The sequence below is a fragment of the Legionella septentrionalis genome, assembly GCF_003989745.1.
In the GTDB taxonomy this organism is placed as follows: domain Bacteria; phylum Pseudomonadota; class Gammaproteobacteria; order Legionellales; family Legionellaceae; genus Legionella_A; species Legionella_A septentrionalis.
Genome location: NZ_RZGS01000021.1, coordinates 1 through 24,167, shown reverse-complemented (window position 1 = coordinate 24,167; position 24,167 = coordinate 1). Strand labels below are relative to the sequence as shown.

Sequence of the window (24,167 nt, the reverse complement as noted above, 5' to 3'; positions counted from 1 at the left end):
CCGCATGGCATCTGCACTTAAAGCTACTGAGAGCAGTGCATTCGTTGGTGCTTTGCTAGTGAATAACTATGCGGCAGTTAATGTACCAAGTGCTTAATAAACCAGTTTTTGGCAAGCCGCGCAACTTCTTCCAGGGTCCCTGGCTCTTCAAATAAGTGCGTTGCCCCGGGGATGATATCAAGGTGGGTAAGGCAATGCATTTTTGTTTGTGCGGATTGGTTCATCATGATGACGCTTTCATCACGTTCACCCACTAATAATAAAGTTGGTGCTTTAACCAAGGGAAGAAAATCGCCGGTTAAATCCGGGCGCCCGCCGCGTGATACAACAGCTTTTATGTTTTCATTTTGCGCCGCAGCGATTAATGCGGCTCCACCGCCTGTACTGGAGCCAAAATAACCCATATTAAAATTTGGAAATAGAGCACTGCTCCATTGGGTCGCTGCCTTGAGCCGCATGGCAAGAAAATTTAAATCAAAGCGTAAAGCACGTGTTTGTACATCAAAATCTTCTTCGTCAGGGGTGAATAAATCAAACAATAGTGTTGCCAAATTAGCTTGATTTAATACGTCGGCCACGTATTGATTTCGTGGGCTAAAGCGGCTGCTGCCGCTTCCATGCACGAATAAAACCAGGGCAAAGGCATGCTCAGGAATATATAAAAACCCTTTAAGCGGTGTTGTGCCCATGGGGATAATGACTTCATGACGAAAGTCTTTCGTAAATTCAAGCATACATTAACCCTATTTTGCATGTAGATTATGAAACTTAAAATCAGTGCACAGAATGGCGCACGCTATTGGTTTTCCTGAGCAATTGGGAGACTTCTTCATCAGTGGTTTGGGAGAAATCGTCGTACCACAACCCTACAGCATAAAAATCAACAGGCTGCAGAGGGCAAATTATGCCTTCCACTTCACGAGCCAGTTCGCGGCAAGTGGAGAGGGCTGCAACCGGCACGGCAAGGATAATTTGTTCTGGTTTTAGTTTGCGTAAGGCTTTGATGGCGGCATGTATCGTCGCACCTGTGGCAATGCCATCGTCTACTAAAATAACTGTTTTTCCTGTGAGGGAGGGAAAAGGCTTGCCTTGGCGATACAGTGCCTCGCGTCTGGCCAGTTCTTTCTGCTCCGAGTCAATCACTGCCTGGATCCGCCTTTGCGGGATATCCATGGAGTGGACGATGTCTTCATTGAAAAAAAGAGTGCCCCCTGAAGCAATAGCTCCCATGGCCAATTCTTCATGGCCAGGTACGCCGAGCTTGCGTACAATGAATACATCCAGTGGCAGGGAAAGCGCCTGCGCTATTTCATAGGCTACTGGCACACCGCCACGAGGTAATGCAAGCACAATACCATTGGATTTTCTCTCATACTCATGCAAGCGTTTGGCAAGAATTGTGCCGGCTTGGTGGCGATCAGCAAACTTTTCCATTTGTTTATCTCGGCAAAAGCATCGTTGGCGGTTGGCCGCCAACGAGTTTTGAAATTATGGGGTTACTTCAAAGTAAGTGGCATCGTAATCGTAGCATGTCCACGTTTGCGGGGTGCCATTAACATCCACCGTTACTGTACTCATGTTTAATGAAGCCAAATTGGGTTGAGCTTCTGCATAACACACACGATTGGTGCCATCCAAGGTTACATAATGATAGGGCGTTGCTGCTGTGTAGGCGCTTGGTACAACATACACATCACCGCGTTTTTCTAAAACAACAGGTTCGCCGGTAATGACTACTTTTTCCGCGTGTGATGAGAAGCTGAATAATGCTAAAAGCAGGAAAGAAATTTTTATTACGATTGTTTTCATAGCAAATCTCCATTTTAAAATGAATTTAAATCCTAAACTAAACAAAAAAGCTAAGCTTATTACAATCTTTTCATATACCTCCTTTCCCTGAGGTTAACAGCAACTTAGTGTAGCACTTTTAAAATTTTATTGTTAATGGCCGGCCAGGTGATAAGACTTTTGCTTCTTTTTGCTTGCTACGGTCTTTCATAGAGGCGGTGGCGGGCGTCTTCCGCCAATCAAGCTAATGATAAGCAAGACCACGAAGATGATAATAAAAAGATAAAAAAGAAGCTGTGCTATATTGGCTGCTGCTGTGGCAATACCGCCAAAGCCGAAAACCGCAGCGATAATTGCAATGATAAAAAAGAAAATCGCCCAGCTTAACATGATTGCTCTCCTTAAATTTCAATCGTTTCCATTCTTTTTGCGTTACCTTATAGCGCTTGTTTAATGAGTCATTGGGCAGTAAATACACCCCTATCTTTAATCATAGTAGAGCATTGAAAATTTTGCATAAACACGCATCTCTGCCTATGCTTATCCATCATTGTTCTGATTTGTAAGATAAGATGGTTGCCAGCAATTAACAAGAAAAAGGAAGAAATACCATGGATAAATTTATAAAAAAGAAAGTAGTTGCCGTGCTCGTTTGCAGTAGCCTTGCCAGTTATGCCATGGCGGCTAATCATAAAGCAAATGGCAATAATAAAATGCAGAATGGGCAAACCATGCAAACCAGCGCCCAGCCTAATGATGCCACCTTAACAAAGAGCGTTGCTGCGATTTTGTCTGAATACAATGGTAAAGTTAATGTTTCCGTACGCGGAGGTATTGTTTATTTATCAGGCGAGCTGCCTTCCGATACCGATTATGACAAAGTCATCATGAATGCCGAATCCACCAAAGGGGTGAGCGATGTCAATGTGGATAATTTGACGGTGAAAGATAGCCAATACCCTTTGAATGACACGTATATCACTGCCAAAATTAAAGGTGCTTTGATTCGCGAAGACATCATGGGCAAAGACGTTCCGAGCTGGACGGTTAGCGTCGAAACCAAAGATGGTCAAGTGTATTTATCCGGAAACATTGGCACGGAACAAGAAAAACAAAACGTATTGCGGGTAGCCAAATCAATCAAAGGCGTAAATACTGTCCATGATAAGATGGTGGTGGGGACACCTGAGGCAGGTGCGGCTAAAGGCAACAGCAATGGCACGACCGATGCTTCCACAAACAATACCAATACTTCAGCCGGTGTGAATGATTTCCCCGATAATTATTAATATCGCTAAAGCACCTATTATTTGATTGAGCTTTTGCATTTACGGGATTTTTATGTGTCGGCTAATTGCCTATTTAGGCCATGAAATTCTCTTGCAGGACGTGTTGGTAAAGCCGGCAAATTCGATCATCATGCAGAGTTTGCATGCTCGTGAATCAAATATCCCGACCAATGGAGATGGGTTTGGCTTGGGCTGGTATGCTCCTGCTATCAGTCCAGACCCCGCTTTATTTACGTCTGTATTTCCTGCCTGGAATGATCGGAATTTATTGAGTCTCACTGCAAAAATTAAATCGCCTGCATTCTTTGCACATGTGCGGGCGGCCAGTGCCGGCGGCGTAACTAATTATAATTGCCATCCGTTTGTATTTAAGCGGTGGATGTTGATGCACAATGGCGGGATCCCGGATTTTATTGCAATCAAACGCCATTTACGGCATTTATTGGATGATGATGTGTATCATTGGATTCAAGGCGACACCGACTCTGAACATTTATTTGCCTTGTTTTTGCAGTTGGCAAAAGGGAAGGATTTAACGCAATTAACGGTCGTGGCTGATGTATTGCAGGCGACATTTACGGCAATAGAGCGAATAAGAAAAGAATTTGGAAAATCTGGCGCTGCTTTTTATAATGTTTGTCTAACCGATGGCGAGCGTCTGCTGGCCTGTCGTTATAGTACGGCAAAAAAGATAATGCCGGAAACGATGCATTATTCACTGGGCAGCCGATTTGTCGCGAAAAAAGGCCATTATCATATGCTGCAAGAAGGGAATGAAAAAAATTGCATTTTAGTCGTGTCTGAAAAACTTACCGATTTTGACACAGAATGGCTGGAGGTGCCGGCCAATCATTTATTGCTAGTGGACAAGGATTTATCCATTGAATTGCGGCCGTTAGGGACACACGAAGCCATGTAAACCTATAAACCAATTGCTATAATGCTTAATTTTTACGAGGATCCATAAATTATGCCTTCATTTGATGTAGTTTCAGAAGTAAACGAAATGGAGCTGCGCCATGCTGTCGATAATGCCAATCGCGAAATCGGCAATCGCTTTGATTTTCGTGGCGTAGAAGCCAATATTAGCCTCGAGGAACTCAAGGTTACCTTAAAATCCGAATCTGATTTTCAGGTCCGTCAATTGGAAGATGTGTTCCGTACGCATTGCAGCAAGCGTAATGTCAGTACTTCCGGCGTGGAAATAGAAGATGAGCCGGTGCATAGCGGCAAGACATTTTCGCTTACCATGCTGTTTAAACAAGGTATTGAACAGCCTACAGCCAAAAAAATAGTGAAACTGATTAAAGACAGTAAGATTAAGGTACAAGCATCCATTCAAGGCGATAAAGTCCGCGTGACCGGGAAAAATCGCGATGATTTGCAAGAAGCCATCGCTTTATTAAAGAAAGCGGAGATCGAGCAACCTTTGCAGTTTAATAATTTTAGAGATTAATCAGCGCCGATGGCATAATAATTTCATGCCGAGTATCGCATCTTTGCAACGCTTAAGATGCGATACTTTTTGTTAGAGAAAAGCCAAGTGACGGCTTGATCACAGTTTAACTGCCAACGAATTATCGGCAGGGAAAGTTGCAGCTGACGCGGGTTTTACCTCATTTGGTGAAACTTTTCGAATAAAATCCACGGCTTTTGTAAAGTCGGCAAATAAATTTTCTTTTCCTAATAAATTTATAATACCGGCTTTTTGCAATTTCTTTTCAACATTAGGCCTTGCTCCCGTTAACAAGATGCGTATGCCGCGTTTTTGCAAGCGGGTGATCACTTCTTCCAAAGCGTGCAAGGCAGTAATATCGATAAAAGGTACCCAACCTAAACGCAGAATCAAAATGCGAGGATCCGCGTGGGTACTGGCAAGAGCTTGTGCAAACATTTCTGCAGCGCCAAAGAAAAATGGACCTTGTATGGCATAAATTAAAACATCGGACGGTAAAGCTGATGAGCCTTGTGGTGCCATTTCCTGCGCAAGTTGTTCCTGCGTCTGTTGCTGTATTTCTACACTGGCTGACATGCGCAGCAAGAAGTGAAGAATGGCAAGGATCACCCCGATATTTACTGCCACCACCAAGTCGACCAATACCGTCAACAAGAAGGTGATCAAAAGAATCGCCACATCGGCGCGCGGGGCTCTTTTTAAAAGCTTAATGAAATGGCGCGCTTCACTCATATTCCAGGCGACAACGAATAAAATGGCAGCAAGTACTGCAAGTGGAACATCGGCAGCCAGGGGTGCTAAAAACAGCAAAACTAAAACTAAAGTCAAAGCATGGACAATGCCGGATAAAGGACTATTGCCGCCATTGCGGATATTGGTGGCTGTGCGGGCAATAGCACCAGTAGCTGCAAACCCGCCAAAAAAAGGAGTGGCAATATTGGCAATGCCCTGGCCGATTAATTCGCGGTTTGAATCATGGCGCGTGTCCGCCATGCCGTCGGCCACTACTGCAGATAATAAGGATTCGATTGCGCCCAGCATGGCTACGGTGAAGGCAGGGCCTATCAATTCCAGAATGCGGTTGACGCTCAATTCAGGGAGGTGGAAGGAGGGTAAGCCTTGCGGGATGCCACCAAAGGCTTTGCCAATCGTTGCCACATCCGAAAATTTAAAAACAGCTTGCAAGAGCGTAGCAACAATCAAGGCTAGCAATGGTCCCGGAATTCGTTTTAACCATGGGATGCGGTTTGAGTAGAGGACAATCGCCAGGGATAGCAAGGCAAGCATGGTGGTACTTATGCTCATTGCCGGCAGGGCTGTGAGGGTATGCCAAAATTTCTCGTGAAAATGAGAGCCCTGGATATGGGGGAGGCCAAAAAAATATTGCCATTGCCCTACCCAAATGACAACGGCAATTCCTGCGGTAAACCCCAGAATAACTGGATCAGGAATGAATTTTAAGATTGCCCCCAGGCGCAATAAACCAAATAGCACCAACATGATTCCGGCCAGTAAAGTTGCTATCTGCAAGCCGTCAATCCCATACTGGGAAGTAATTCCTGCGAGCACCACAATAAAAGCGCCCGTAGGCCCTGCGATTTGCAAGCGGCTGCCGCCAAAAATACTGACCAAAAGACCTGCCACAATGGCTGTATACAAACCCTGTTCTGGCTTTGCGCCGGAAGCGATGGCAAATGCCATGGCTAGCGGTAAGGCTACGACTCCGACAATGATGCCGGAAATAATATTGGGCAAGATGAATTTTTTTTGAAATAAGCCGGCACGGTAGGATTCAATGATTGTTTTCATTACTGGGAATAATTAAATTGCTAAAACAGACGACGATTATAATTCATTATTAACAATTTGTGCACTGCGTTAGCTTTTTGCCTATTTTATTAAAAATATAACTTGGTTATGGGAGAAGACCAAGTGGACAAGAGCAAGTTGTTAACAAAAGATAATTTGTCTATTATTAATGCATATAGGCAATGATTTGTCCTGGCTGAACCAAAATCCGGCTATAGATAAGGAGATTGTTTTGAAGTGTTGTGTGTATGCCTGTCTTGTCAGGAAACCTAATGCATTTCATAGATCGCCACTTTATTGAAGTTATTTGCGGCTCAGAATACAGGGATTATTGCCTATTTTTTTATTCGATATAATACCTTGCTGGTAGCTGCGCTTACGGGGAACTTATCTCCACCGCATGCTTCAATAGCATCTGGCCATAAGATATGTCCTCACTTTCCTAGATAACCCATTTTTTTCAACGATGCCATGGCATTTTTTAGATTGAATTTAGTATCGTAATAAGATAATATGCTACAAAATTATACTTTATGGTAAATCTTAGACAATGAAATATTGGCTAATTCTTTGTTGTATTTTTTTTCACGCTATTGCTTTTGCAGCCAATTATCCAGTAAAAATGGGGGATACGCTCATTATTGTCAAAGTGGAGAAAAAAGGCCCTGGTAAAATGTTTGTTCATTTGCATCAGAATGAGACGACTGCCTTGCATGCAGCACGGGCGATGGTTGCTGCAAAAGGCGGAAGCATTTTGACTCTGGTACACCCAGGAGGTAGAAACATCATATTTCGTTTGCAGGGGCAGCGATACGAATTTGACCCTAACCGCATCTACAGCGATGCAGGGATTAAAAAAACATTAAGACAATTTGGCCCGTACACACCTGCTGCACATCGGACTGTGCAAAAATTGGCAACTAAAATTAAGCAGCTTTTACCTAAAAGCGGTAAAATTATTGCTGTGCATAACAATCAATGTTACTCGCTCAAGGATTATTTACCTGGGCATAGCTTGTCGGCCGAAGCCAAAAAACTTCATTTCCATAATAAACATCAGTACCGAAATTTTTATTTGGTGACGCGTGATCATGATTTTTTGCGGCTGCGCGATTTAAAATTTAATAGTGTTTTACAGGCAAGGCAGGCTACTGATGACGGCTCTTTGTCAGTCTATTTAGCCAACAGGCAATACGTCAATGTGGAAGCAGGTTTTGATCAATTAAAAGCACAGATTAAAATGTTGCAATACGCTTAATCCCTTGCTCGTTTGTGAAATATAATTTCGTATAGTATAATATTTATACAAATTAAGTTCATGCAAGGAAGCGATTATGAAGAAATTAATTCTTGCTTTGTTTGTCCTGTCTTGGGCGGCAACACTCAGTAGTTGCACGGCTGTAGCCACCACTGAGGCGGGTACTGAAACCACTTATGTTGGTTTGGGATATCCGGGTTATATTACGGGTGGTTATTATCCCGGTTACTATAATTATCGAGCTCCAATCATAGGCGGTATCTATCGTTCTTACACGCCACGCTATTATTATGGACCGCGGTTTTATCGCCCTGCTTGGTACCGATGGTAAATTTTTGGGCATTAAATGCCCAAAAATTATTCTTTCGCGCGGGAAACGTACTCACCTTTGCGCGTGTCTACTTTAATCAATTCACCAATTTGTACGAACAAAGGAACGCGCACGACAGCGCCTGTTTCCAATACTGCAGGTTTACCGCCACCACCTGAAGTATCGCCTTTTAAACCGGGATCAGTTTCTGTAATTTCGAGAATGACGAAATTAGGGGGGGTTACTTGTAACGGTTCATTGTTCCAAAGGGTAACGACGCATAAGTCTTGTTCTTTCAACCACTTGGCAGCTTCCTCAAGGGCTTCCGCACCTGCAGCATATTGCTCAAACGTATCTGGGACCATGAAATGCCAATGTTCACCATCATTATACAAATATTGCATTTCCACATCGACTACATCAGCAGAAGGCAAGGTTTCACCTGACTTATAGGTACGCTCCACGACACGGCCTGTTTTGAGGTTGCGAATTTTAACGCGTGTAAATGCCTGTCCTTTCCCGGGTTTTACGAATTCACAGTCGACAATGCTGCAAGGCGCGTTGTCTATCATAACTTTCAGGCCATTTTTAAATTCATTGGTACTATAAATTGCCATGGATGCTCCGCTATATTAGGATTGAGATTTTATTTCAATTTCGTTAAAGTGCACGCAGTTTACCAAGTCTATACTATGAATGCGAGATTCCAAACCCAGTTGGCAGAAAATCCTGGCACAAGGATTTAATTCTGCAGCCGAATTATTGTCTTTTTTACAATTGCCGCCTGAGTTAGGCAGCACTGTAGCCGAACAGCAATTCAAAACCCGGGTACCGCGCCGTTTTGCAGGATTAATGGAGCGTGGGAATCCTGCGGATCCTCTTCTATTGCAGGTACTAGCGCAAGCGCAAGAAACAGAAGCCCATGCAGGCTTTGTAAAAGATCCCTTGCAAGAACGTGATACAAATCCAGTTGCAGGACTTATTCATAAGTATGACGGACGGGTTTTGCTTACGTTAAGTAGCGCTTGCGCCATCAATTGTCGATATTGCTTCCGCAGGCATTTTCCCTATGAAGAAAATAATCCCGGCCAACATGGCTGGCAGCAGGCGCTAGAATATATCGCGAACAATGATTCTATTTTTGAAATTATTTTAAGTGGAGGCGATCCCCTTTTAGTAAAAAACCCCATGTTGCAAATATTTTTAGACAAATTGGCAGCGGTTTCGCATGTGCGTATTTTACGCATTCACTCCCGTGTGCCCATTGTCTTGCCGGAACGCATCGACGCGGATTTTATCGATTTATTGGCCGCCAGCCGCTTGCAAAAAGTGATTGTTGTGCATAGCAATCATCCTAACGAATTGGATGAGCACGTCGCTCAGGCGTGTTTTGCTTTAAAACGCGCCGGTTGCCATTTACTGAATCAATCCGTACTTTTGGCCGGGGTGAATGATGATGCGGCAACGCTTGCAAAACTAAGTAAACGTTTATTTGAAATTGGGATTTTACCGTATTACCTGCATTTATTAGACAAGGTGGAAGGTGCTGCGCATTTCGATACACCTTCGCAGGTTGCCGAAACCACCTTTAAAGAATTGCAAGCGCAATTGCCGGGATATCTCGTGCCGAGGTTAACGCGCGAGGTAGCCGGTGAAAGGAATAAAATTCTTGTGAATATCTCTTAAGAATAAAGCTCCAATAATTTTTCCTGCGCACTGTAAGCTCCATGGTGAAGAGGCTTGTAAGTCCCGTCGCTTTGCATTTCCCACGCATTGCTGTTGTCTTTTAAATAATTTTTTAGGATTTCCTGCCTGATACGCTTTTTACATTCTTCGTCAAGAATCGGGAACATGACTTCAATGCGATAATATAAATTGCGCTCCATAAGATCAGCACTGCCGCAATAATATTTTTCTTCTTGCCCGTAACGGAAATAATAAACGCGATGATGTTCCAGGAATCTACCTACAATGGAAATGACCCTGATGTTTTCTGATACGCCAGGGAGTCCAGGGCGAAGACAACAGACCCCGCGCACAATCAGATTGATTTTTACCCCTGCTTGCGAGGCGGCATAAAGTGCTTGAATCATGATAAGGTCGGTAAGTCCGTTGACCTTAATCATTATTTCTGCATCAACCCCTTTTTGCGCAGCTAAAGAACATTGTTCAATCAGTTGCAGCAGATTTTTTTGCAAGGTAAATGGCGAATGGCACAATTCTTTCAGTTTTACTGTTTTCCCAAGCCCCGTTAGTTGTTGAAAAATAATTTGCGTATCAGCTGTGATATCCGGGTGGGATGTCAATAATCCTAAATCCGTGTAGCGTTTTGCAGTTTCTTCATGATAATTGCCGGTGCCTAAATGCACATAGCGTTTCAACTTGCCATGGACGCGGCGCACTACCAAAGTCATTTTGGCATGGGTTTTAAATCCGACTACGCCATATAAAACCAGTACGCCTGCTTCGTGTAGACGGTTTGCTAACCGCAAGTTGGATTCTTCATCGAAACGGGCGCGTAATTCAATGACTGCCGTGACTTCTTTGCCAGAGCGGGCTGCTTCCACCAAAGCATTCACCATCACCGAATCATAACGCGTCCGATAAAGCGTTTGTTTGATCGCCAAAACATTGGCATCGGATGCTGCCTGGCGCACAAAATCAATGACTACTTCGAAGCTTTGGAAGGGATGATGCAATAAGATATCTTGTTCATCCAATACATTAAACAAGTTTTGTTTGTGTTTTGGAAAACTTGGATATTGCGAGGCAAATGGCGGATAGTTTAAATCTGGTCTTGGTATGCTGTTAATCGCCCGTAAGAAGCGCTGGATGTTGACTGGCCCATCGCAATAGTAAACATCTTCATGACGTAAATGATATTTTTGCAGTAAAAAATCGGTCATGTTATCCGGGCAGTTTTTCTCAATTTCCAGGCGCACTACATGCCCGTAATGGCGTGAAAATAATTCGCGTTGCACCGCTGCTGCCAAATCTTCAGCTTCTTCTTCACGCAATGACAAATCGCTGTTACGGGTTAAACGGAATGCATAACAGCCGCTAATTTCCATGCCTGGAAAAAAACTATGGATGTGGGTTTTTATGATGGAAGTAAGGTATACAAAATGGCTGCCTTCACCGCAAAGTTCGGAGGGTAAGTGAATGAGCCGCGGTAAGGAGCGCGGGGCATGAACTACGGCATAATTGATGTTGCGATCAAATGCATCTTTGCCGCTCAAGGTGATGATGAAGTTGAGGCTTTTATTGAATAACCGTGGCAGGGGGTGTGCCAAGTCCAAGGCAATCGGGCTGACGATAGGCAAGACTTCGTTTTTAAAATAATGTTTGGCCCACAAATGAATATCGTCAGTCCAATCTTGAATGTTATAGAAATGAATATTTTCTTTTTTTAAGGCAGGTAATAATTGCTTGTTGAAAATGGAATACAATTCATCGATAAGTTTGTGCGTTTTTTTGCTAAGATGGCTTAAAATTTCATCGGGACGCAAGCCATCAATACTCAGTTTAACGGAGGAAATGGCGATCTTTTCCTTTAAACCAGCAACGCGTATTTCAAAAAACTCATCCAAGTTACCGCTGCATATACAAAGGTAGCGCATCCGTTCCAGTAAAGGGACATGTTCATCACGGGCTAACTTCAATACGCGTTCATTAAATGCCAATGCAGTAAATTCGCGGTTGATATAATACTCAGGATTATCAAATGGATTATCCAAGTGGTTCTCCACGACATTCGGGGCTAGTTCAAGTGTATGCTGCAACATGGCTCCTTAAAAATCAACACGTTGATCATTAGCATTAATTCACCAGGAAAAAACAAACTCCAATAAATGCAATAAAGCCCCAAAAAGGGGATAGATTCAAAAAAGCTAGAGCTAAAAAGAATAAAATGCAAGCCATTACCATCGACAGCGAATAATATACAGCCAGCACGCCCTGGGCGATGGAAAAAGTGGCGGCAGCCAATAGCGCAAAAGCCCCATATTGCACGGCAATCATAATTTTGCGCATAATAGGACTGTTATGGCTTGTCAGCCAAAAATAACCGAAAATGGCTAAAATTAATCCTGGTAAATTCAAACAAGCTACCGCTAGGAGCAATCCGGCAGTTCCGCCTGCCTTATAGCCGATAAGTGCCGCAAGTTTGACTGCAGTCAAGCCTGGAAATAAAAAAGTACTGCCAACCATTTGGATAAATTCTTCCTGCCCTATCCAATGGCGATAATTGACTGCTTCATATTCCAGCAACTTAAGCATGGAATTCCCGCCGCCAAGGGAAATCAGTCCGATTTTTCCAAAGCTTATGGTTATGGCAAGCAAGGTTTTAATCATACCAATATACTTTTGAGGAAAGTCACATAGTCGCAAGAAATCCAAGTTGCAAGCAAGTGTTGCGCAAATGTTTCCACTAAAGATAAAGCACGTGACTCAATGCTCAAGCTAAAATAAATTTTATCCTGAACGCGCAAGCGCGCTAACTCAAGCTTGGTGGCGGGCTCAGTAGAAAACTTATAAACGAATGCATCCTTGCTGACTGCAATTTTTTTCCCGGATGCTTTAATTTGTCCTAAAAGTTCTTCTACCGTTATATTTTCCGCCCCGGGCAATGTTGCAGCCGCGCCTTGTTCGTCCAGGATAATTTTACGCCCATAAGCCATGGCATGCTCTTTTTTTGCAAGCAATGGTTTATAAACGATTTGTCCCCGGCGCATTTTAATGTTTAAGGGGGCATTATCGAGGAGGTAATAGGTATCCTCCCGTTTTTTTAATTGAAATTGGCTTAATTCGAGAAAGTGTTCAGTCAATCCTTTAAGGCAGATAATTGCGTCTTCCGGCCAAAAACAGCGCATTTCCCAGCGCATTTCAGCCGCACAAGCCAGTGCATTAGCGGGGATATGCAAGGAAGTGGTTGGCTCAAGCTCGAAATTCCATACCAAGCGTTTATTCATATTTAGCCCGTGATGAATAAAAAGATTACGCTAGGATATTCCATTATGTTATGCAAGCGATGATTTTATTTCATTGAATTTACAAATGTTTTTTATATATACTCATTGACTTCAATCAGCTCTTTGCTTCACTTGCATGGATTTACAAGGAAAAGGAAAATGGCCGTCACATTATTTGTCTTGTATTTATTGTTTACTCTTATTGCGCTTTATCATGCCTGGCATCCGCAAGTCTGGATTGGGGCTAGCATCGTATATCTAGTGGTTACCACGTTTTTTATAGGTTTGCCCTGGATAGCAGGAATCTTTTTGTGGGCAATAATTATCGCTATTATGTTAACCCTGCAAGTGCAAAGCGTACGGGCGGCAATCAGTGCTTTTTTATATGCACGTGCCGGCAAGTCTTTGCCCAAACTTTCCAAAACTGAAGAAGACGCTTTAAATGCAGGCGATACCTGGTTGGAGGAAGATATTTTTACCGGGATGCCTGTCTGGGAAAAGTTATCACAACTTGCAACGCAACTGACTGCTGAAGAACAAGCATTTCTACAGCACGAAACCGAAGAATTATGCGCAATGATTAATGACTGGGATTTTTCCCAGCAGCGTGACCTTCCCGAACACGTGTGGACTTATTTGAAAGAAAAGGGTTTTTTTGGCTTAGTGATCAGTAAGGAGTATGGCGGGAAAGGATTTTCTGCACGTGCTCACTCAGATGTGGTGATGAAGATTGCCAGTCGTTCCGGCGCTGCAGCCGTCACGGTCATGGTTCCTAATTCTTTAGGCCCGGGTGAATTATTGCAGCACTATGGTACTGCAGAACAAAAATCTTATTACTTGCCACGTTTGGCAAAAGGCATCGACATTCCTTGTTTTGCCCTGACCGAACCTGAAGCGGGAAGCGATGCAACTTCCATTCAGTCTGAAGCCATTGTCGTGCAGAAAGAAATGAATGGCCAGCAAGTCTTGGGATTAAGCATCACGCTTAACAAGCGCTGGATTACATTGTCTCCCGTAGCGACATTAATTGGTTTGGCTGTTAATTTAAAAGATCCAAATGGTTTGCTGCAAGGTAAAGGCGAGGAAGGAATCACTTGCTTGCTCATCTCCCGCGAAGCGGAGCATTTAGAGATAGGCAACCGCCATTTGCCAGCGGATCAGTGGTTTATGAATGGCACGATTCGTGGTGAAAATATCTTTGCTCCCATTACCAGTATCATTGGTGGGCAGGAGCAAGCCGGGCACGGTTGGCAAATGCTGGTAGAGTGCCTGTCAATTGGCCGCTCGATTTCATTGCCGGCATTGGGTGCAGCTTCTTCAAGCGTTTCTTATATAGCAACGGGTGCCTATGCACGCGTGCGTCGCCAATTTAATGTGGAATTAGCGCAATTTGAAGGCATTGAAGAAAAATTGGCCGAAATTGCAGGTTTGAATTATTTGGTGAATGCCACCCGCTTAATGACTGTTGCTGCAGTGAATCAAGGCAAAAAACCCTCTGTGGCATCTGCAATTACCAAATATTTCAATACAGAATTGGCACGCATTGCCGTGAATGCTGCCATGGATGTTCACGGCGGTCGTACCGTAGTGATCGGACCGCGTAATTACCTTGCAAGTTTTTACCAAAGTATCCCGATATCCGTCACCGTTGAAGGTGCAAATATCATGTCGAGAAATTTATTAATTTTTGGACAGGGTTCCATGGCATGTCATCCTTTTATTCGTAAAGAATTTTACGCATTGTCCAGCAACGATAAAGAACAGTTTGCTGAAATTATTTGGCAGCATATCAGTTATTTTATGCGAAATTTTGCCAAGGCAACGCTTTCGGCGTGGACAGGTGGTTTTTTGATAGCAGCCCCAAAGAGCCCTATGCGCCGTGAATATCAACGTTTAGCCAGGCTCAGTTATGCTTATGCCTGGATTGCCGATCTTGCGCTAATTTATTTAGGCGGCAATTTAAAGCGCAAAGAACGTTTGTCCGCCCGTTTGGCAGATGGGATGTCGTATCTTTACATGGCGATGGCAGCTCTTACCTATTTCGAGCAACATCGCAGTAAAGATCATGAATTGCATGCCAAATGGGCTGTTACTTATTGCTTTTATCATGCGCAAAAAGCGATGATCGATTTTTGCGAAAATTTCCCATCGCGCATGCTTGGTTGGTTGATCCGCTTTTTCGTATTTCCCGGCGGGCAAAGCATGCTTGCGCCACGGGATAAATTAGATCACCAGTTAGCACGGTTGATGACCCAAAACAATGCATATCGCCAGGAAATCTGTAGCTTTATTTACATGAGTGGGGATAAGAAAGAGCCGTTGGACAAAGTCGAGCAAGCTTTGCAAGCATTGATTGCGCACGATAATCTTTATAAAAAAATCCGCAGTTTCGGGCGCATTAAGTTAACTGCATTGAGAGAAAAATTGGAAAGCCTGGTCAAGCATAATGAATTGAGTATACAGGAAATGGAGCAGGTCATTGAAATTGAAAAATTACGCTGGGATGCGATCCAAGTGGATGAGTTTTCTTTTGCAGATGTGAAGGAAAAAAGATTAGCTTCATTAACAGATTCCATAAAAGGCCCTTTGGATTAATTTTTTACAGTTTTTTAACATCGATTAAAGATAAAGCAGGTTTAGTGCTAAACCGGCATTTGCTATAATTTATAAAAATTCAACCAAGGTAACGAAATGGCATTAGAATCGGCTCGCTTGCAAGGCGGTACACTACCCAGTACGGCTTCCTTATATAAAATAATGGAAATTGCAACGACTTCGGAAGCTTCCGGGTATTTTTATACCCAGTTTAATGAAGTATTGAGTAAAGCAGGATTAGGCAAGAACATGCCTGCAATTGCCAGCGAAATAGGCAACTTTGCCGAAAATATTGCATGGCAGAAAGAGTCCGCTACTTCCCCCTGGAGTGGTGATACGCGCATGCCTTCCAGTTTCCAGAATTTGCATCAAAATCTGGCAGCAGATGCAGCCAAAACCATTGAAAAGACGGAGATTGCTTTCCATTTTGCCATCAGCCAGGATTCGCAAATTATCCGCGGTTATACCAGTGATGGTGTGGATGCTGATGAAACCACAGTTGCGGCCATGGATAAATTATTTAATGCATGGTTAGCCGGCAATAATTTAATCAGTAAAGGTGGCGTTATTTATCATGTTGATGAAGCAGGGGAACTTCGCCAAGAGCAGGGGCAACCATTAAAAATATCTTCTGCTGAATTTGGTGATTTACTTGAAGATGCAAATAAAGGATTCGCACAATTTATCCATAAAAATAATGATTCTATCAATTTTTCTTTACAGCGCCATGCGTATCCGGAACCAACGCAAGAAGCCAGAGAAGAAGAAGCACCGACTCCCGGTTAAGGCAAATTTAGTATGCCGGCTAAGGAGTGATGATACCCGGCATACCTCAAGATACCTGCAATAATGTTTTACTGCATAACCCATTGGCAGCCAACAAACGCTCAGGAGAACCAATATCAAACCAGCGCCCACTATAAACCTCTCCCGTCGCCTGCTGTTTTCTGGCTGCTTCACGCCATAATGGGGCCACGGAATATCGTCCAATGGGTGCAGCCCGGAAAAAATCAGGGTGATAGCAGGCAATGCCAGTAAACGTATAATGTTTATCTTCGTTGATAAGCCGCGAGCCAAGCAAACCAAAATCCCCTTGCCGGCTATAGGCAGGTTTATCGACTAGAACGAGATGGACTAAGCTGTGTTCAGGCAAGCTCAAATCTGCAAACTTATAATCTGTGTGAATGTCTGCATTGACAGTCAAAAAGGGTTCTGTTCCTAGTAAATGCAAGGCTTGGGCAATGCCGCCACCTGTCTCAAGTCCGCCAGGAGGTTCTGGAGAGTAATGAATTTCAATACCCCAACGTCCACCATTGCCTACGTATTGGCGAATTTGTCCACCCAGATAGGCGTGATTAATTATCAATTTGTTAAATCCTGCACGCACGAGATTTGTAATATGATGTGCAAGCAAAGGGATGCCATGCACTGTACACAAAGCTTTGGGTTTTTGCTCGGTGATAGGTCTTAAGCGTTCGCCGCGGCCAGCCGCTAAAATCATAGCTGTTTTCATTGTGGTTGTTTCTCAATGAATGATGGAAAAATTTTTTGCTGCATCAGGTGATAAAAAGGTAAAAATTGCGGGTAACTTTCCAAGCATGCCATTACATAGTTAAATGTTAAGGGTAAGTCTTGCAGATATCCGGACTTATGGTCGCGCAAATGCAGGCGGCTAAATACGCCAAGTACTTTTAAATGGCGTTGCAAGCCGCAGAAATCAAATGCTTTAATAAATTCAGCAAGAGTCCAGGTCTGGACTTCAGGGAGCTTTTGATAAAAAAATTGTACCCAGTTGAGAATTTGTTCACGCGGCCACTGGATATAGCAATCTTTCAGCAAAGACACCAAATCATAAGTAAATGGCCCTTGCATTGCATCCTGGAAGTCAATGACGCCTAAATCTGGATTTTTAATATCGCCGGTTAAAATCAAATTTCGCGAATGATAATCACGATGGATAAACACGCGTGGCTGTTTTGCAATGTCTTCACTAAGCGTTGCAAAGCACGCTGTGATGATTTCTTCTTCAGCAAGGGTTAAGTGCAAATCTAGATACAAAGATAAAAACCACTGCCGAAATAGATGCAATTCTTGTAACATAAACGATTTATCGAATGAGGGTAATTGAGGAGTAGCAACGGGGCATTGTTGCAGACGAAGCAGGAGTTGCATAGCGGATTGATATAAGGCATTTACAGAGTCTGCAGTCAAAACGCTTAACAGTAACTGATCGCCTAAATCTTCCAATAAAATAAAACCTTGTTCAGAATCCGCTGCGTACTGATAAGGCGTATGAATCCCTTGATTACGCAATGCATTGCCAATTTGCATAAAAGGCAGGATGTTTTCTTTTTCAGGGGGAGCATCCATTACTACATAGGAACGATTTTCATGAAAGAGTCGATAATAGCGGCGGAAACTGGCATCTCCTGCCAAGGTTGTTAACGTGAAAGTCCCTGTGCCTAAAATGCGTTTAAGCCAATTGTTAAGTGCGCTTTGCCTTGCGTGCATGGTATACTTCCTGCCCTCACTGGGCTTGATGATGGTGAAAACTATAAAGCTTTATTATACGCTAACCGTCTTTAGCTTTGTATTAGTGGTCATGCTCTTGGGTACAACATTACTTGCAGCCAAAATAAAAGCAAGGTTTGGACGCTTGGGTTCAGTTTTTTTAATAAATTGGACGGCTATATGCGCTTATTTAAGCCTTACCGGCGTGGCTTTGTGGCTGCACACGGGATTAAGAGCGCAGGTAAACATTGGTTCAACCATGGCAAGGGAAGCGGTACAAGCTTGCGTTGTCACCCGTGATGCTCCGTTGGATTCTTCTTTGCGGGCACGTTTTGCGCAATGCCTGGGTTGGCAAATTACTCAGGAATCCAATGTTTGCGAAGGTTATTATGAGTCGCTGCCTATAACGCCACTACCCGAAAACGAAATTTACATTTTGGCGGATGAAGCATCATTTCATGCCGAGGGGCGCTCGCAGTTAACAGGCCGCGTGGAGATACAAGAAACACAGCGCATTGTTAATGCTAAAACAGCTTATATTTTTCGTGATCCAAAAACAAATAAAATACAGCAAATTGAATTAATCGGTGAGGTACGCTATCGCGAGCCGGATCGATTGATGATTGCAAGGCGTGCTGTCATTAACCCGCAAGATAATTCCGGACGCATAGAAGATGTGCTATATCGTTTTAGCAGCAGCCAGGCGGGAGCAGTATTGCCGGCTTGGGGTAGAGCAAGCTTAATTGAACGTTTTGCCAACCGGGATTATTTATTACGGCAAGCCACTTATACGACGTGTGCCCCACAAGACAGAGCTTGGCAGATTGAAGCTCAGGAAATCACTTTGGATGATGCAAACGCTACCGGGGTTGCGCGTAATGCCGTATTGAGAGTTAATGATTGGCCACTTTTATACACGCCTTATTTAACTTTTCCAACTTCAAAACAACGTAAGTCCGGTTTTTTATTGCCAATATATGGCTATACCAATGTGGGTGGGTTTGATTTCGGTCTTCCTTATTATTGGAATATTGCTCCGAATTATGATGCAACGATTATTCCGCATGTATATGGCCGGCGCGGGTTGATGATGGGAGGCGATTTCCGCTTTCTCACTGCCAACTCAATCGGTACTTTAAGTGCTCATTTTTTGCCACATGATCGGGCTTTCGCCGATTTTTTGCATGAAAACAGCAGTCAATTTCCAAGCTTGCGCGGGCAATCCACCGATCGCTGGACATTTATGGTGCATGAAAGCACGCAATTTACACCCAATTTAAGCCTGGGGGTTAATTATCAACAAGTTTCAGATGATTATTATTTGCAGGATTTCAGCACCAACTTGGCAATTTTGACGCAAAATCAATTGCTGCGGCAGGGAAATTTAACGTATACCACGGATCATTGGTTATTTTACGGGATGTTGCAAAGTTATCAAACCTTGCATCCTGTTAATCAATCCGTTATTTCAGACGTCTATGAACGTTTGCCGCAATTGCGTGCCCAAGGTATTTATAATGAATTGCCTCTGAATGCAGAAGTTAATTTGCTAGGGCAATTTGATTATTTTAATTGGCCGGCCAAAAACCTACCACAGCCTGAGGGACCGCGTTTTCACTTAAATCCGACGATTGCATTCCCGCATTTTAAATCATGGGGGTATGTGACTCCTGAAGCGCAGTTAGTGGAAAATTATTACGATGTGCATTATGGGGCATATAATACCACCTTTAATCCTTATAGCCTGTCTTACCGCTCTTATGATTCACCCTATGCCTATGACACCACTTATGGTGCATTCATGCCTTCCCAAAATTTTAATCGCACGATTCCCCGCTATGACGTGGATGGCGGTTTATTTTTTGAACGCTTTACGCGGGTAATGGGGCAAAATTATACGCAAACCTTAGAACCCAGGTTATTTTACTTATACGTGCCTTATCATGATCAAACTCCCATCCCTGTATATGATTCCGCATATATGATTTTTAATTATGATCAATTATTCCGCACCAACCGTTTTTCTGGTTTTGATAGGATTGGCGATGCCAACCAACTTTCCTATGCCTTAACCAGCCGTTGGCTAGCCGAGGATACGGGTAAGGAAAAAGCCAGTTTTTCCATTGGGCAAATCCGTTATTTTTCCGATCGGCGTGTACAACTTTGCTATAACAAACAAGGAAATTGCGCAGATAATCCGTTAACTTTGGGGTATTTATCGCCTGTGGCAAAATCTTCGCCCATTGCCTCACGCGCCGTTTATCGGGTCAATCCGGCATGGATGGTCAGCGGTGATTATGTGTGGGATGTTTACACGCATGCGACTAATAATGGCAATTTGAATTTTCATTATCAGCCGGCAGCAAACCAGATCCTTAATTTTGGTTATTCTTATTTGGTTAACGGAGATGTGACTCAAGTCGCGAACAGTGGCATTCAAGATAATGCATTGCATCAAGCCAATATTTCTGCGGCATTACCGTTTACCGAGAAATGGAGCGGGCTGGGTGCCTATAGTTATAACATCAGCAAACATTACAGCATGATGGGCTTTGCCGGATTGCAATATGATACCTGCTGTTGGGCTATCCGTTTACTGGGAGGACGCACGTTTAGAAGCCTGACTCCCAATACCTTGACCCCGCAATACACGAACAACGTATATTTGCAGATTTTGCTTAAAGGTTTGGGTTCTGCAGCCAGCGGCGATCCTACTACCATTATCCGCAGTTATTTGCCTACTTATGCGGATATATTCCGCCACTGACAGGCAAGCCGTTAAACTTTGCGAACCCTCATGCAAGTGCTTATTCCTTTGCATTGAACTCTTTGGATTTAAATTAAGCAAATTTGCTTGTAATTTGCGATTGAATACCCTAAATTGCAGCATCAAAAATTTGCCTGAGTCTGGATTAGTTCAGAAATCAGTGATAATGGTATATTTTGTACCCATTTGACGAAGTTGCTATGAAGTACAAAATTAAACTTAATCAAGTTCTTATAATTTCTTTGGAATACAGACGCTGAAGTTATAATAATGAGGACATGACATGCGAAAGCACATCCTAATTCTATTTATGCTGTTATCCGCCTTAGTCTTTGCCGAACCTTTGGACAAGGTCGTGGCTGTTGTCAATGACGATGTAATTACTGCAAGCGAATTGGCCGCTCAGCTCAGCATATTAAAAAAACAAATGATGGCTAAGAATATGGCCATGCCAGACGAGCAAGTACTTCGCAAGCAGGTATTACAGCATTTGATTGATATTAACTTACAATTGCAGATTGCTAAAAATAATAATTTAACCATCGATAATGTTGAATTAAATGAAGCGATAGGAAAAATTGCTGCCACGAATGATTTGACACTGACGCAGCTACGCCAGGAAGTGGAGCGACAAGGCATGGATTGGAAAACTTATAGGGAAAATATTCGGAAGGAAATGTTAATTGCCCGCGTGCAGCAAAAAGCCATAGGCCAGGATATTGTAGTCTCATCCCAGCAAGTTGAGGATTACATTAAAACATCCTTGAACAACAAGAAAAATCAAGTTTACCATTTGCAAAATATTGTTATTCCCTTGCCGGAAGAACCCACCACTGACCAATTGAAAAAAGCACGCGATAAGGCACAAGCTTTATTGAAAAAAATTAAACAGGGCGAAGATTTCACGCGTTTGGCGATTGCCGAATCAAGTGGCGAATATGCGCTGGAAGGGGGTGATCTTGGTGAGCGCAATTTAGCTGAATTGCCGGAAGTTTTTGCAGATAAGGTGGTGAATATGAAAGTCGGCCAAGTGGCAGGGCCTATTCGCACCGGCAACGGCTTCCAATTGATCAAATTGGTGGCTCTAGGCGGTAAACAAGATCATCATGAAGTGGTTAAGACGCACGTCCGCCATATTTTATTGAAACAAGATGCCAACATGACGGAAGCAGAAGCAATTAGGCAGATCAACAATATTTATGAGCAATTGAAGTCGGGAAAAGATTTTGCCGTCATGGCTAAGCAATATTCCTTGGATGCCGCCAGCGCTGTGAAAGGAGGCGATTTGGGTTGGGTTACCGCGGAAGAATTGGTTCCACAATTTGCCAAGGCAATGAATGCCTTACCTTTACACAAAGTGAGCAAGCCGGTGAAGTCATTGTTTGGCTGGCACTTGATTGAAGTGCTGGAGCGCAAAACAGTCGATGATTCTCAAGCCTTTCAAAGGCAGCAAGTTCACCAATTTTTGCAACAGCGCAAGTTTACTGAAGCAGTCCAAAATTGGCAGCAACATTTACGTGCTGACGCTTACTTGAATATTTTGGATAAGGAATTGGCATGAAACCGCTGCTGGTCAGCAGCGGAGAACCTGCCGGTATAGGCCCGGACTTATGCTTGAGTTTGGCCGGGCATGAATTACCGATTGTAGTTATAGGCGATAAGGCTTTATTGGCAGCACGTGCTCGCCAATTAGGTTTAGCCCTTGAGTTTTTTGACTATCAAGAGGGCATATTGCCTGAAAAAAAACCAAATAGCTTAACGGTTTGGTCATTTCCCTGCAAAGAGACGCCAAGCGCTGGTGTACTCAATTCGCAAAATGCTCCCTATGTCCTGGATATGCTGGGCATTGCCGTGCAGCAATGTTTAAAGAATGAATTTTCCGCATTGATTACTGCTCCCGTGCATAAGGGGATCATTAATCAAGCCGGTTATTCTTTCACGGGGCATACTGAATTTTTGGCCGCACAATGCCAAGCCAAAGCTGTGGTGATGATGCTTGCATGTCCAGTCATGCGTGTGGCATTGGCAACTACCCACCTGCCCTTAAAAGATGTCGCAGCCAGTATTACTATGGAATCGTTAATCGAAATCATTTCTTGTTTGCATACTGCATTGAAAAGAGATTTTGCCATAGAAAATCCTAAAATTTATGTGGCAGGCCTTAACCCACACGCTGGCGAAGGTGGTTATTTAGGTAATGAAGAAATTAAAGTCATTGTTCCCGCTCTGCGGTTTTTGCAAGAAAAAGGGTTGGCTGTATTTGGGCCATTCCCAGCCGATACCTTGTTTACTACAAACAATATAAAAGAATGCGATGCCTTTCTTACCATGTATCATGATCAAGGATTACCCGTGTTGAAATATGCTGGATTTGGTTGCGCGGTAAATATCACCTTGGGTTTACCCATCATCCGTACCTCGGTTGATCATGGAACCGCCTTAGAATTAGCAGGGACAGGGAAGGCGGATGATGGCAGTCTGAAAGCTGCGGTCGAAACTGCAGCCTATATGGCAAAGCAACGCACCCATCTCTAGCCTTAAGCACTTAACCTCCTTTTAATTCATTCCGGTCCACGCAATAATAGATTTTTTGCCTGTGGAGTCGGATATGGGGTTGGTGAGCTTGATTGCTGCAATGGATGAAAATAGAGGGTTGGGCTGTGAAAATAAATTGCTTTGTCATTTGCCTGCCGATCTTAACTACTTCAAAACCATGACGATGGGCAAACCCATTATCATGGGGAGAAAAACGTTTGCATCCATCGGTGTTCCTCTGCCTGGCCGCCAAAATATAGTCATTAGTTCTCAATCCTTGCAAATTGCAGGCATTACACTGGTGCATTCATTGCAAGAAGCGCTGCAGCTAACACAATACGAACCGGAAACGATGATTATCGGTGGTGCCAAGGTATTTTCAGAAGCAATGCCGCTTGCCCGGCGCATTTATTTAACTCAAATTCACCATCGCTTCGAGCGCGCTGATGTGTTTTTTCCAAAGATAGAAAAAAGTATTTGGAAATGTGTGCATGAAACCCATAGACCCCGCGATGACAAGAACGCTTATGACTTAACTTTTTTCGTATACGAGCGTATTTAAAGCGATTTAAAATTTTTGCACAAATTCTACACAATTTGCAATGCTGTGCTATACTAACGTTTGTGTGTATTTTAGAAGCAAATTAGAATAAGATTGACTCAAATACTCATTTATTTCTCAATATGCTTATTCGTTGATATTGCTCAAAAAAAATTTTCAAATTGTTTGCAAAAAACATTTGACAAAGAACTTTGGGTGAGTAGAATACGCACCACTGCCTGAGATTGGCGAGTTCCTTAAGAAGATAGAAGACAAACTGTGTGGGCGCTTTGAATAGCGAAGTACATAGAGAAATTGCTAGTAGAGATACTGGCGCC

23 protein-coding genes are annotated in these 24,167 nt (G+C 43.2%); 12 read left to right on the top strand and 11 right to left on the bottom strand.

Annotated elements, in window-relative coordinates:
• Positions 1-77: 77 nt before the first annotated feature.
• The 4 genes from ELY11_RS07945 to ELY11_RS07930 form a co-directional block, all read right to left on the bottom strand.
• On the bottom strand, positions 78-734 hold the full coding sequence (locus tag ELY11_RS07945) for a dienelactone hydrolase family protein (protein WP_127032986.1): 657 nt from the start codon (positions 732-734) through the stop codon (positions 78-80).
• Positions 735-774: 40 nt separating this feature from the next.
• Entirely contained in the window at positions 775-1,434 is a 660-nt protein-coding gene (locus ELY11_RS07940; protein ID WP_126954423.1) for a phosphoribosyltransferase, read from the bottom strand.
• A 54-nt stretch (positions 1,435-1,488) separates the two neighbouring features.
• On the bottom strand, positions 1,489-1,809 hold the full coding sequence (locus ELY11_RS07935; RefSeq protein ID WP_127032984.1) for a hypothetical protein: 321 nt from the start codon (positions 1,807-1,809) through the stop codon (positions 1,489-1,491).
• A 186-nt stretch (positions 1,810-1,995) separates the two neighbouring features.
• Positions 1,996-2,178, bottom strand: coding sequence for a DUF1328 family protein (locus tag ELY11_RS07930; RefSeq protein ID WP_126954421.1), 183 nt, complete (start codon positions 2,176-2,178; stop codon positions 1,996-1,998).
• 221 nt (positions 2,179-2,399) lie between these two features.
• On the opposite strand from ELY11_RS07930, the gene ELY11_RS07925 reads away from it, so the two are divergent.
• The 3 genes from ELY11_RS07925 to ELY11_RS07915 are packed head-to-tail and all read left to right on the top strand — an operon-like array spanning position 2,400 to position 4,533.
• Positions 2,400-3,077, top strand: coding sequence for a BON domain-containing protein (locus tag ELY11_RS07925; RefSeq protein WP_127032982.1), 678 nt, complete (start codon positions 2,400-2,402; stop codon positions 3,075-3,077).
• A gap of 52 nt (positions 3,078-3,129) precedes the next feature.
• The gene (locus ELY11_RS07920) at positions 3,130-3,996 is read left to right on the top strand and encodes a class II glutamine amidotransferase (protein WP_126954419.1); all 867 of its coding nucleotides are present in this window, start codon (positions 3,130-3,132) and stop codon (positions 3,994-3,996) included.
• A gap of 51 nt (positions 3,997-4,047) precedes the next feature.
• Positions 4,048-4,533, top strand: a complete 486-nt coding sequence (locus ELY11_RS07915) for a YajQ family cyclic di-GMP-binding protein (protein WP_126954418.1) — start codon at positions 4,048-4,050, stop codon at positions 4,531-4,533.
• Between the two features lie 99 nt (positions 4,534-4,632).
• On the opposite strand, the gene ELY11_RS07910 is transcribed toward ELY11_RS07915, so the two are convergent.
• On the bottom strand, positions 4,633-6,342 hold the full coding sequence (locus ELY11_RS07910) for a SulP family inorganic anion transporter (protein WP_127032980.1): 1,710 nt from the start codon (positions 6,340-6,342) through the stop codon (positions 4,633-4,635).
• Between the two features lie 550 nt (positions 6,343-6,892).
• Here ELY11_RS07910 and ELY11_RS07905 point away from each other — a divergent pair.
• Together ELY11_RS07905 and ELY11_RS07900 are read left to right on the top strand one after the other, a co-directional pair.
• A complete protein-coding gene (locus ELY11_RS07905; protein WP_127032978.1) occupies positions 6,893-7,600 on the top strand; it encodes a protein tyrosine phosphatase in 708 nt (235 codons plus the stop codon).
• Between the two features lie 76 nt (positions 7,601-7,676).
• Positions 7,677-7,931: a hypothetical protein gene (locus ELY11_RS07900; RefSeq protein WP_127032976.1), complete on the top strand. Its 255-nt coding sequence runs from the start codon at positions 7,677-7,679 to the stop codon at positions 7,929-7,931.
• A gap of 26 nt (positions 7,932-7,957) precedes the next feature.
• On the opposite strand, the gene efp is transcribed toward ELY11_RS07900, so the two are convergent.
• Positions 7,958-8,527 (bottom strand): elongation factor P, encoded by a 570-nt coding sequence (gene efp / locus ELY11_RS07895; RefSeq protein WP_126954414.1) that lies wholly within the window; start codon positions 8,525-8,527, stop codon positions 7,958-7,960.
• Positions 8,528-8,606: 79 nt separating this feature from the next.
• On the opposite strand from efp, the gene epmB reads away from it, so the two are divergent.
• Positions 8,607-9,596 (top strand): EF-P beta-lysylation protein EpmB, encoded by a 990-nt coding sequence (gene epmB, locus ELY11_RS07890; RefSeq protein ID WP_126954413.1) that lies wholly within the window; start codon positions 8,607-8,609, stop codon positions 9,594-9,596.
• Here epmB and ppk1 read toward each other — a convergent pair.
• The 3 genes from ppk1 to ELY11_RS07875 form a co-directional block, all read right to left on the bottom strand.
• Positions 9,593-11,647: a polyphosphate kinase 1 gene (gene ppk1 / locus ELY11_RS07885; protein WP_199741518.1), complete on the bottom strand. Its 2,055-nt coding sequence runs from the start codon at positions 11,645-11,647 to the stop codon at positions 9,593-9,595. The genes epmB and ppk1 overlap by 4 nt on opposite strands.
• 82 nt (positions 11,648-11,729) lie before the next feature.
• On the bottom strand, positions 11,730-12,263 hold the full coding sequence (locus ELY11_RS07880) for a chromate transporter (RefSeq protein ID WP_127032972.1): 534 nt from the start codon (positions 12,261-12,263) through the stop codon (positions 11,730-11,732).
• A complete protein-coding gene (locus tag ELY11_RS07875) occupies positions 12,260-12,880 on the bottom strand; it encodes a hypothetical protein (protein WP_126954410.1) in 621 nt (206 codons plus the stop codon). The genes ELY11_RS07880 and ELY11_RS07875 overlap by 4 nt, the downstream gene beginning before the upstream one ends.
• Positions 12,881-13,039: 159 nt before the next feature.
• On the opposite strand from ELY11_RS07875, the gene ELY11_RS07870 reads away from it, so the two are divergent.
• Entirely contained in the window at positions 13,040-15,475 is a 2,436-nt protein-coding gene (locus ELY11_RS07870) for an acyl-CoA dehydrogenase (protein WP_127032969.1), read from the top strand.
• Between the two features lie 96 nt (positions 15,476-15,571).
• On the top strand, positions 15,572-16,261 hold the full coding sequence (locus ELY11_RS07865; RefSeq protein WP_126954408.1) for a hypothetical protein: 690 nt from the start codon (positions 15,572-15,574) through the stop codon (positions 16,259-16,261).
• 46 nt (positions 16,262-16,307) lie between these two features.
• Here ELY11_RS07865 and murU read toward each other — a convergent pair whose 3' ends face one another.
• Together murU and ELY11_RS07855 are read right to left on the bottom strand one after the other, a co-directional pair.
• Positions 16,308-16,988: an N-acetylmuramate alpha-1-phosphate uridylyltransferase MurU gene (murU, locus tag ELY11_RS07860; protein WP_126954407.1), complete on the bottom strand. Its 681-nt coding sequence runs from the start codon at positions 16,986-16,988 to the stop codon at positions 16,308-16,310.
• Positions 16,985-17,986 carry an aminoglycoside phosphotransferase family protein gene (locus tag ELY11_RS07855; RefSeq protein ID WP_126954406.1) on the bottom strand — a complete coding sequence of 334 codons (1,002 nt, stop codon included), beginning with the start codon at positions 17,984-17,986 and terminating at the stop codon, positions 16,985-16,987. Before ELY11_RS07855 ends, murU begins: the two co-directional genes overlap by 4 nt.
• A gap of 259 nt (positions 17,987-18,245) precedes the next feature.
• On the opposite strand from ELY11_RS07855, the gene ELY11_RS07850 reads away from it, so the two are divergent.
• The 4 genes from ELY11_RS07850 (at position 18,246) to ELY11_RS07835 (ending at position 23,850) form a co-directional block, all read left to right on the top strand.
• Complete coding sequence (locus tag ELY11_RS07850; protein WP_199739166.1) at positions 18,246-20,753, top strand: LPS-assembly protein LptD; 2,508 nt, start codon at positions 18,246-18,248, stop codon at positions 20,751-20,753.
• Positions 20,754-21,036: 283 nt separating this feature from the next.
• Complete coding sequence (locus tag ELY11_RS07845) at positions 21,037-22,314, top strand: peptidylprolyl isomerase (protein ID WP_126954405.1); 1,278 nt, start codon at positions 21,037-21,039, stop codon at positions 22,312-22,314.
• On the top strand, positions 22,311-23,288 hold the full coding sequence (pdxA, locus tag ELY11_RS07840; protein ID WP_127032967.1) for a 4-hydroxythreonine-4-phosphate dehydrogenase PdxA: 978 nt from the start codon (positions 22,311-22,313) through the stop codon (positions 23,286-23,288). The genes ELY11_RS07845 and pdxA overlap by 4 nt, the downstream gene beginning before the upstream one ends.
• Before the next feature lie 73 nt (positions 23,289-23,361).
• Positions 23,362-23,850 carry a dihydrofolate reductase gene (locus ELY11_RS07835; protein WP_126954403.1) on the top strand — a complete coding sequence of 163 codons (489 nt, stop codon included), beginning with the start codon at positions 23,362-23,364 and terminating at the stop codon, positions 23,848-23,850.
• Positions 23,851-24,167: the final 317 nt, after the last annotated feature.

What these genes read in the sequence shown, in the direction of transcription:
- ELY11_RS07850 (WP_199739166.1), top strand. Translation starts at nt 18,246, where the DNA reads ATGGCAAGGGAAGCGGTACAAGCTTGCGTTGTCACCCGTGATGCTCCG.
- ELY11_RS07900 (WP_127032976.1), top strand. Translation starts at nt 7,677, where the DNA reads ATGAAGAAATTAATTCTTGCTTTGTTTGTCCTGTCTTGGGCGGCAACA.
- murU (WP_126954407.1), bottom strand. Translation starts at nt 16,988, where the DNA reads ATGAAAACAGCTATGATTTTAGCGGCTGGCCGCGGCGAACGCTTAAGA.
- ELY11_RS07870 (WP_127032969.1), top strand. Translation starts at nt 13,040, where the DNA reads ATGGCCGTCACATTATTTGTCTTGTATTTATTGTTTACTCTTATTGCG.
- ELY11_RS07940 (WP_126954423.1), bottom strand. Translation starts at nt 1,434, where the DNA reads ATGGAAAAGTTTGCTGATCGCCACCAAGCCGGCACAATTCTTGCCAAA.
- ELY11_RS07920 (WP_126954419.1), top strand. Translation starts at nt 3,130, where the DNA reads ATGTGTCGGCTAATTGCCTATTTAGGCCATGAAATTCTCTTGCAGGAC.
- ELY11_RS07905 (WP_127032978.1), top strand. Translation starts at nt 6,893, where the DNA reads ATGAAATATTGGCTAATTCTTTGTTGTATTTTTTTTCACGCTATTGCT.
- ELY11_RS07855 (WP_126954406.1), bottom strand. Translation starts at nt 17,986, where the DNA reads ATGCACGCAAGGCAAAGCGCACTTAACAATTGGCTTAAACGCATTTTA.
- ELY11_RS07835 (WP_126954403.1), top strand. Translation starts at nt 23,362, where the DNA reads ATGGGGTTGGTGAGCTTGATTGCTGCAATGGATGAAAATAGAGGGTTG.
- ELY11_RS07930 (WP_126954421.1), bottom strand. Translation starts at nt 2,178, where the DNA reads ATGTTAAGCTGGGCGATTTTCTTTTTTATCATTGCAATTATCGCTGCG.
- efp (WP_126954414.1), bottom strand. Translation starts at nt 8,527, where the DNA reads ATGGCAATTTATAGTACCAATGAATTTAAAAATGGCCTGAAAGTTATG.
- pdxA (WP_127032967.1), top strand. Translation starts at nt 22,311, where the DNA reads ATGAAACCGCTGCTGGTCAGCAGCGGAGAACCTGCCGGTATAGGCCCG.
- ELY11_RS07910 (WP_127032980.1), bottom strand. Translation starts at nt 6,342, where the DNA reads ATGAAAACAATCATTGAATCCTACCGTGCCGGCTTATTTCAAAAAAAA.
- ELY11_RS07935 (WP_127032984.1), bottom strand. Translation starts at nt 1,809, where the DNA reads ATGAAAACAATCGTAATAAAAATTTCTTTCCTGCTTTTAGCATTATTC.
- ELY11_RS07880 (WP_127032972.1), bottom strand. Translation starts at nt 12,263, where the DNA reads ATGATTAAAACCTTGCTTGCCATAACCATAAGCTTTGGAAAAATCGGA.
- ELY11_RS07915 (WP_126954418.1), top strand. Translation starts at nt 4,048, where the DNA reads ATGCCTTCATTTGATGTAGTTTCAGAAGTAAACGAAATGGAGCTGCGC.
- ELY11_RS07845 (WP_126954405.1), top strand. Translation starts at nt 21,037, where the DNA reads ATGCGAAAGCACATCCTAATTCTATTTATGCTGTTATCCGCCTTAGTC.
- ELY11_RS07865 (WP_126954408.1), top strand. Translation starts at nt 15,572, where the DNA reads ATGGCATTAGAATCGGCTCGCTTGCAAGGCGGTACACTACCCAGTACG.
- ELY11_RS07945 (WP_127032986.1), bottom strand. Translation starts at nt 734, where the DNA reads ATGCTTGAATTTACGAAAGACTTTCGTCATGAAGTCATTATCCCCATG.
- ELY11_RS07875 (WP_126954410.1), bottom strand. Translation starts at nt 12,880, where the DNA reads ATGAATAAACGCTTGGTATGGAATTTCGAGCTTGAGCCAACCACTTCC.
- epmB (WP_126954413.1), top strand. Translation starts at nt 8,607, where the DNA reads ATGCGAGATTCCAAACCCAGTTGGCAGAAAATCCTGGCACAAGGATTT.
- ELY11_RS07925 (WP_127032982.1), top strand. Translation starts at nt 2,400, where the DNA reads ATGGATAAATTTATAAAAAAGAAAGTAGTTGCCGTGCTCGTTTGCAGT.